At 69.5% G+C, this 1,359-nt stretch carries 1 protein-coding gene; it reads right to left on the minus strand.

Annotated features, from left to right (window positions below; translation table 11 throughout):
* On the minus strand, positions 1–1,180 hold a 1,180-nt coding region (locus tag BKN37_RS27165; RefSeq protein ID WP_071030404.1), incomplete at its 3' end, for a DUF7159 family protein.
* Positions 1,181–1,359: the final 179 nt, after the last annotated feature.

The following is a 1,359-nucleotide window of genomic DNA, read 5'->3' on the forward strand; positions in this document are numbered from 1 at the left end:
CCACCGGTGGCGCCGGTGGCGCCGACGGCGGCGGGGGCGGTGCCGCCGTCGGAGCGGGCGCGGGTGCCTGCTGGGTCGGGACGACGATGTTTTGTCCGGGCTGGGGCCGTTGGTTGGCCGTCGGCCGGATGCTGATCGCCAAGGTGATCACCAAGGCGGCCACGCCGACAATGAATAAGCTGCCCAGCGCGCTGCCGGCCAGCAGGAACGGCTTGCGGCCGGAGCGGGTGTCCTCCGGGCCGAAGTTCAGCAACCGGGAGTCGACCAGTTCCGGGTCGTCGGTGTAGGCCGGGATGTCCTCGTCGGGCAGCGGCAGATAGACGTCGCCGGTCGCGTCGGGCACCGCGCTGTAGGCCAGGGCGGCACCGCCTTGGGTGGCCTCGCAGTCGACGGGCGGGGCCGGCGCCCAGGCGTACGCCAGGCTGATCATGTCCGCCGGCACCGCGCCGGTGCCGGGGTCTTGCGCCCAGGCCAGGGCCTGGGTGGACGAGGCGAACAACGGCGCGTTCGCACTCGCCAACGCCGCGCCCCGGGCCAACGCCATATCCGGTTCTTCCGGGGCGCTGACCGGCAGCGTCGTCGCCGCCTCGAGCGCCGGCTTGATCATCGCGACGTTGACCCCGGAACCCACCACGAACAGCCCGTCCGGGTGCGACTCCAGCCGGTCCGCGGTGGCGACCAGCCTGGCCATCTCGGCCACCGCGGTGTCGTCATCGCTGGGCAGCTCACGCCGGTACACCTCGGTGATCGAGCCGTCCGCGGAGTCGACCACCGCCAACGTCGCGGTATCCGGCTCGACGAACAACAACCCGGTCCTGGCGTAACTGGTCGCGTTGCCCACCGCCTGGGCCAGCGCCGCGGCGGCCAAAAACGCCGACACCAGCATCACGTTCTCGATCTTGTGCTGCGCCAACGCGTCGCGGAGCACGGCCGCCTGGGTCTGGTCGCTGAAGGTGACCCCGGTCGACGTGAGGTGGTAGCCACCTTCCTGGGCGCCTTCCCGGGTGCCCAGGATCGCCGCGATCACCTGATCGGGTGCCGCGGTGGTTGTGGCGGTGACGTCGCGACTGGTGACGTCGAAATCGTCCTGGTCAACGGTGACCCCGTCGGCATTTTCGCCTTCGACCAACACCATGCGGACCGTCGAGGGCGCCATCGACACCCCGAGAACGATGTCCACGACAGCTCCCCAAACGGTAGGTTAACTCCAGATAAACACTTAGTTTAGCTTAGTTATCTACATTTTAGAAGTGAATTCCCGGGATTGGGATGGGAATCGGGATCCCTGGCGGGCCACCGCCGTGGCCGCCGCCGTGACCGCCCCCATGGCCGCCGCCGGGACCCCAGCCACCACCACCG

The organism is Mycobacterium talmoniae (assembly GCF_001854525.1).
In the GTDB taxonomy this organism is placed as follows: Bacteria; Actinomycetota; Actinomycetes; order Mycobacteriales; family Mycobacteriaceae; genus Mycobacterium; species Mycobacterium talmoniae.